Origin of the sequence: Fischerella muscicola PCC 7414 (assembly GCF_000317205.1) — a bacterium.
Lineage (GTDB): Bacteria > Cyanobacteriota > Cyanobacteriia > Cyanobacteriales > Nostocaceae > Fischerella > Fischerella muscicola.
Map to the genome: position 1 here is coordinate 19,802 of NZ_AJLK01000080.1, position 7,206 is coordinate 27,007.

Sequence of the window (7,206 nt, forward strand, 5' to 3'; positions counted from 1 at the left end):
AGTTATCACGCACTACGCGATCGCCATCACCTTCCTAAAGCCAACCCGCAGATGTTTTGGCCCGTGAAACACGATGTTGTTTGCCCACTCAACCTTTTCATTTAGTAAGCGCACTTCAGGTAAGCGATTAAGCAGGACATTTAACGCAATAGCCGCCTCAGCACGTGCCAAGGCAGCACCAAGGCAGAAGTGAATACCACTACCAAAGCCGCAGTGCTTGCAGTCCTGACGTTGGATATCAAGGACATCAGGGTTGACAAAACGTGCAGGATCTCGATTGGCAGAACCGAGTACTAACCCCACGCTATCCCCACGCTGGATGACCTTACCGCCAATCTCGACGTCCGCAAAAGCCCAGCGTGTCACCATTTGCACAGGACTGTCGTAACGTATGAGTTCCTCCACCGCTCCTGCTATCAGTTCCGGGTGAGAACGCAATAACTTGAGAGCATCAGGATTGCGGAGTAACGCCAGCATTCCTTTGGCAATTAGGTTAATCGTGGTTTCGTGACCTGCTGTCAACAAATGAATGCATGTAGCGAGAATCTCTTCATCGTTGAGTTTATTACCCTCATCTTGGGCCTTAACTAGGGCAGTGATCAGATCCTGGCGTGGTTCCAGGTGACGCTGGGCGATCGCTATTTTAAAGTATTCAATAAATCCCCAAGTTGCCTGCTCAGCTTGAGCGTAAACCTCTGGTGAGGGAGTCAGGCGTGAGGCGCTGGCATGTTGTAAAGCTAATGCCCATTCCCGGAACATCGGGCGATCCTGCGGATCTACACCCAGCAGAGTAGCAATCACCATAACTGGTAGAGGAAAGGCAAAATCCTCAACCAAGTCCATTGCACCGCGATTTTGAACCCGATCCAGCAAACTGTCCGCGATGCCGAAAATGGCTGGACGGATATTTTCAACCATCCTGGGGGAAAAGACCTTATTAACTAGCGATCGCAACCGGGTGTGATCTGGTGGATCTCTAAAAACCATCCAGTTGCTAACCATTGATCGAAATCCCTTGTAAGCAGCTGGCACTGGTGCGCCTTTACCATCCTCTCGCACTCGCGCAGCCTCGCGACCAAACTTGGGACTTTCAAGCACATGCACCACATCTTCATAACGAAACAGATACCAACTACCAGACAATCGCGGGTTCGCAGAGAGTCCCCAATGGACAGGATCTAGCTCCCGATAGCGTCGGTAGAATTTGTAAGGGTCTTCAATAACTTCAGGTATAAACGGGTTTAATCTTTCAATTGTAGAAATCGTCATTAGTTAACTTCCAAGTAGGCTTTAGGTATCGGGGATTAGGGATCGGGGATAGGGAAATTACTTATCCCTTATCCCCAGTCCCTCATAAATTGCTAGCTCCTCCAAAGATGGCAATTTTAACGGATATCGCAATTCAGACAGCATCCGCGTCATTTGCTCACGTCCAGAGTGCTGAACCTGCATGACAGAAGGTCTTGATTCCAAGCGGCGTACGTAATTTGTTAGTCTCGGCAGGTGTTTGTAGTTGTAAACTATACGCAAGTAGGCAAGGGTAGGAGCAGCAGCACAATCTGCCAAGGAAAACTCTTCCCCTGCTAGCCACCTATGCCCCCCAAGCCGCTCGTTCAAAAGATAGCACCCAGTCTCCAACAACCGCTTTGCTTTGACGACCCCTCTATCACCGCGTTCTTCAACAGGACGCTGGGTATCGGCAAATAATGCCTCACGTCCGCCGTTGATGTACACATCTATAATTCGTTCCAAGAGACGAACCTTCAAAGCCAGTTCTGGATCTTCAGGAATGAGGCGAGGTTGATTTTGAAAGTGGCGATCAAGGTATTCAATGATGATGGCAGCCTCAATAATTACCTGACCGTTATCAGTTACAAGTGTAGGAATTTTACCAAAGGGGTTGATTTGCATGTAGTGCGATCGCGCTTGGGGATCGAAAAGATTCACCTCGATAGGTGTAAAATCTATACCCTTCTCGTAGAGAGCAATTAGCACTCGCTGGCAGTAGGATGAGGCAGGCGCGTAGTAGAATTTCATAGTCATTAGTCATTGGTCATTAGTCATTAGTCATTGGTAAAATGACTGATGACTTTAGATAAATTTAGAAATGCCCTCGAACACGGTCAATTACTGCGTTTGGATCGTTGGGCAAATTATGGCCTCTCCAGGCTACGTGTCCGTCAGGTCGCACTAAAACGTAGGCTCGCTCGTAGAGATTGGCAATTTCAGGATTGTTGATTTGTATGCTTGTAAAAGGCACACCTTTTTGCTGGCAGACTTTCTCAAAGGTTTCGACTTGCTGTTGTCCCTGGAAACACATCAGCACAAAATTGTGACCAAACAAATCGATGGTGGATTTACCAGACTCTAACCAAGCATGGGGCGCTCGACAACCCGGGTAGCTATTTTGCGTCCACTCGTGGGGATCGTGATTGGGTAGTGGAGAGTCGTCGGGGATAATAGCAGGGGACTCGTAGCGGAAGCCAAAGTGAATTCCTGGTGCATCAAATTCCCGGCGAACGTCGCCGCGCTGCATGTTTTCAGCCATTTGTTTGCGCGCCTGTTCACCTTCATGAGAATCGCTCATAATCTCTGGATGTAAGTTGCGTTTCAGGGTGCGCTGGAGGTTGACGTTTGCTTCTTCCATATTTCGCACCGCGATCGGACGCCGTTCAGTTTCATAGGTATTGAGCAAGTTAGAACCACCCCAACCCCTGAGAGTAGCAGCTAGCTTCCAGCCAAGATCAACTGCATCAGCGATGCCTGTATTCATACCGAAACCACCGGAAGGCGAGAGAGTGTGAGCAGAGTCGCCGACAAAGAAGATGCGCCCGTGGCGAAAATGTTCAGCTACTCGGTGGGTAAGATGCCATTGAACGCTGGAAAGAATTTCTATAGGTGTATCAATACCAAGCGCCTCTATTACAGCTTCTTCAGGATCGCGCTGTTCACCGTCCTCTTGTGGAACTGCTGTCAGACGATACAACCCTTTGCCGTCAATTGAGCGGAGGGGATACCGCAATCTTTTTGGGTTAACCATGTAAAAAACTAAAGCTTTCCGCGCTCCAAGAAATTCTGGTAACTCCGGTGCTTGGAAGAGAATGTTCTGAAACACCCGTGTGGGATGATATGCTGGAGCATCAACGCCACATGTTTTACGGATTGGGCTTTTGGCTCCGTCACAAGCCACTAAATATTTAGCTTGGATTCTCTGTGTATTTCCACTGTCAAGGTATGTTACCTGGGCGCTAACGCCCTCATCTGTGTGTTGGAAGCTCTCTAACCGACAGCAGAGTAGCACAGGGCCGTATGGATACTGACCTAAATTACGTATCAGCAATGGTATCAGCCAGTGGTGAGGACAGGGATGCTCTGGTTCTGGTGTGTAGCTAGGTGAAGGTCTTTCGCCAGCAGAGGGAAAATGAAGCCGGAAAATTTCGTGTCCACCAACAGTTGTTACCCAGGCAATGTCTAAGGGGTGGTCGTAGGGCCAGCCAGCATCGCGTACCTGTTGGGCGATACCCCATCTCCGACAAAGTTCCATTGAGCGTGGTCCGACAGTACCCACCTTGGGGTGAGTAATTACCCCATCAGACTCCTCAACCAGGATGCAATCGATACCTTGGTAGCGCAGTTCCAATGCCATCGCTAGACCGACAGGCCCACCGCCGACAATCAGGACATCTGTTTCAATAGTAGTGTTATTCATATGCTTTTTAGGAGTAGTTTGTTGGTGGTTAGTGGTGAGTCAGCGCGGTCTTGGGGGTCTTCCCCATGAGCGACTGACGAACCCGTAGACACGTAGACGCGTAGCGGCTTCTCGAAGAGTAGTGGCTTAAGGTCAGGGTAGGGTTAGTAGTTAGTAGCTAGACCCCACGGGCAAACAGCCCACAACGCTCTTGATGAAAGAACGAACACCGATGCACACAGATGCACACAGATGGATTATGGGTTTGCTGTTTAGTTAATCCCCGATCCCTATTTTCAAGACAGTGGTTAGTAGAAAAAACCATCAACAATCAACAATCAACAATCAACAATCAACAATCAACAATCAACAATCAACAACCAACCAAGAACGAATTAATGAAATAAGCGCTGGGGATTTTTTGCCAAATCTTCAAAGAATTGTGTGTAAAATCGAACATTTCATATACGGTACTGTGGATGACTTCACATTCTCTGGCTCTATGGGCTAAGCTTTCAAAGCGACGTGCGATCGCTTCACAAGCAACTTCTGGTGTAGGAATATACATGGGCATGGCGATCTCAAAAGTCGGGCCTGCTGTCTTGCCACGCTTACCAGAAGGCATACTCATTAACAGTTCACCCAGAGGGCGCATCATGCCTGTCATTATGTCAATAGCAGCGTTCATGATTTTTGATCGCCGGAGGCTAGCGGTGGGCGTTAACCCAAAGTGTTGCACCATCAGTTGCATCATAATGAAGTAGCATTCGTCGAAAATTTGCATAACAGCACGAGTTTCAGGAATAGTAACAACGCTACTATTGCCATCTCGATAATGGAGTGTGGGATTACGCAATGCTGGGTAGGCAGGATTCCACGGGATCACGTCGCCTGTGGGAATGATATGCTGTTGCGCTAAGGCCTCAGCCATATGTCGAAATTGTTGGAAATGGGATTGCTCAAATTTGGGTGAATTGGGGTTGCATCCCTCTCCCTGTTCAACGATAAGGTCGATCGCAAACAGGGCGCTTTCGATATCGTCAACTTGCAACTGATAGTCTGGGTGGACTTTATTAAAGTCTTCACGCAGGAATAGGTGATGTTCGCCCCCAACACGACCTTTTTTGACAATGAATAGATCCGGGATATTGGCGATCGCTTCCCGAATTTGCCGATATAACTCACTTAAAGAGCCATAGCCGTGTAAACGGTCTGCTGTCGGGTCGTTGTGTTTGGTATCGCTGGCGAGGTCTTTCTCCAGGAAATCAGGCCATTCAAAGCGCATGAACCGCTGTATGGTTGTAGCACTGAAGGGTTCCAGGGCAAAGTCAACTTCTATGGGGAAGCGTCTATTAATCTCGCTAAAGTTGGGTACTGCCGGGTAAAAAGGCTCACCCATAGCCATGAGAATATTGTTGACCATCAAAAAGTGGATCATTTCCTCATGGGAAACTTCCAGCAACACTCCCCGCATACCGTAGTTACGCACTTCCTCGCCATTTCCACAGGCTAAGTGTAGTTGCTCCTGTGTCCATAAACCACGACCTACGTATTCTTCACCAGTGACTTAGTTGGGGATGGAGTAAGCCGCGTAGATGTATTGCAGCATGACTGCTACTTCTAGTTCGGCGGCATGGCGCAGGGCGGTGACTAATTCATCGCGAGTTTGAATAGTGCGTTGGGTGCGTTTTGGCAGTGGTTGAGAAGTTGGGATGTAACCCACTTGCTGCTGGTTGTGCAGGAACTTACGCAAAAGCATTGCCTTTGGTTGTGATAAATCTCGTGTTGGCGGCATGTAATAAGTTTTGTTGCGATTGCGGGGGTCGCACATCTGCCACATCAGCCGGGCATAAGTCTCTACTTTGCAGCGATCAGCCAGGCTAAAAACTTCTGCTTTCATGAAGGAGAAGCACAGTTCATAATAAGCCAAAATATGCTCATAAATTAAGTTGAAGTCTACTGCCTCATCCTCAATGTCCTCCAAGTGCCAGTCATCAGGCAACACCCGCACTGCAAAGGAGCCAGCACCAGACCAAAAGCCAAGCAAATCATCGTTATCGTAGGCGATCATTGCCTCGTCTGGCTGATTTGGGTCGCAGGGCAATTCATCAGGTTGAGCCGACAGCAGTACCCGCGTGGTTCCTGGTTGGACGCCGTGTAAAGTTACCCACCCACGCCCCTCAGAGTTGGTTGAAACTACACATGTAGGAGCAAAATCGTTAATTTCCTCTCGCTTGCCTGGCTTGAAATGTACAATATTCAGTTCAGTACTGGGAGGAAAGTGAAAAATTTGACCAACGTTTCCAGAGTCTCGCTCAAATTCGTATCGTAGCTGAGGCAGACCTTTGGGATTGTAGAACTGGCGCAGGTAAACGGTTTCAACTGGTGCAGGACGCCCTCGGACAAATGAGCGTATTTCTATTTCTTCTATATAGTCTTTGCCACGCTTCCAATCAGGAAATTCTAAAAACAGACAAGCGTCATCTATCTGAAGGTTGATTTCTTGTTCCTGAACCAGAATTTGCCCTCGTCCATCTACAATACACAGACCCTGCTGTTCAATTTCATGATGCAGATTTTCAAACGGTTCTGCTAATGGTACATCTACAACTCCACTGGTAAGTTGATGTGCTTCGCTCTGGTAAGCTTTTGTAGGAATTCGTGCTACTAAGCGTTGACTTGTGACTGTGCGTAATTCCAACTCACCAAGGTCAAGTTTAGCAGCGATCGCATGAGTTGGCCCTGGCCCCGGCTTCACCGCCCGCCCCACACATGGCACAGCCGTCACCATGTCTAAGACCATACCGGGTGCTTCGATTTCGGGATGAAGCTTGCTCACGGCATTCTTAACAAAGGTGTGACGCTCTGTTTCGGACATCATTCCTAAGTAGTCGGCATCGTCACCGATAGTATAGCTAGCTAGGAGTGTGCTAACCTTGGAGGGTTTGCCCTGTACTGAAGGGTAATAGATTTGACGAATACTTTCATCGCTGAATGAAGCTCCACCTGTAATTCCATCCTTTTGCCAGAAGGGCTGGGCGCAGTGAAACAGAACCTTGGTGGCTGGACAGTAAAAAGTGTTGTGGATGGCGGCAAGTTTTTCATCGTCAAACCCGCTCAAATCCATCTGACGCACTATGGAAAAGGGAATGGTACACAATACGTAGTCACAACGACGTGTATGCAGCTGCCCTGCCTCTAACCAGGATACCTGTACATGATCCTGTTGTACGTCCAGGGCTACTACTTTCTGATTACATGCAATTGGAGCTTTGATTGCCGCAGCTAGATGGTTGATGAGCTGATCCATCCCCCCTTCCAATTGCAATAAATCGTGGCTTGTCTCTACCAGGATATCGCTAAGGAACATATCGAGTGCTTTGCTGCACCGCGCCCGTAAACTTGGGTTTGCCTTGATGAAATTGTGGAGGTCTATTGTCTGGCCATCTTCGTTGAAATATGGCTGCAAATCCAACCTCTCTAATTCATCCATTAATTTTGAGGAGAGGTCGGACTCT

General features: G+C 48.3%; 5 protein-coding genes. All 5 read right to left on the reverse strand.

Annotation, left to right across the window (positions count from 1 at the left end; all coding sequences use genetic code 11):
* Positions 1-12: 12 nt before the first annotated feature.
* On the reverse strand, positions 13-1,269 hold the full coding sequence (locus UYI_RS0111940; protein ID WP_016866900.1) for a cytochrome P450: 1,257 nt from the start codon (positions 1,267-1,269) through the stop codon (positions 13-15).
* Between the two features lie 57 nt (positions 1,270-1,326).
* On the reverse strand, positions 1,327-2,037 hold the full coding sequence (locus UYI_RS0111945) for a glutathione S-transferase family protein (protein WP_026085902.1): 711 nt from the start codon (positions 2,035-2,037) through the stop codon (positions 1,327-1,329).
* A 64-nt stretch (positions 2,038-2,101) separates the two neighbouring features.
* Positions 2,102-3,709 carry an FAD-dependent monooxygenase gene (locus UYI_RS0111950; RefSeq protein ID WP_016866902.1) on the reverse strand — a complete coding sequence of 536 codons (1,608 nt, stop codon included), beginning with the start codon at positions 3,707-3,709 and terminating at the stop codon, positions 2,102-2,104.
* 352 nt (positions 3,710-4,061) lie between these two features.
* Positions 4,062-5,177, reverse strand: a complete 1,116-nt coding sequence (locus UYI_RS38920; RefSeq protein ID WP_162140394.1) for a ferritin-like domain-containing protein — start codon at positions 5,175-5,177, stop codon at positions 4,062-4,064.
* A gap of 78 nt (positions 5,178-5,255) precedes the next feature.
* On the reverse strand, positions 5,256-7,206 hold a 1,951-nt coding region (locus UYI_RS38925), incomplete at its 5' end, for an FAD-dependent oxidoreductase (protein WP_235147940.1).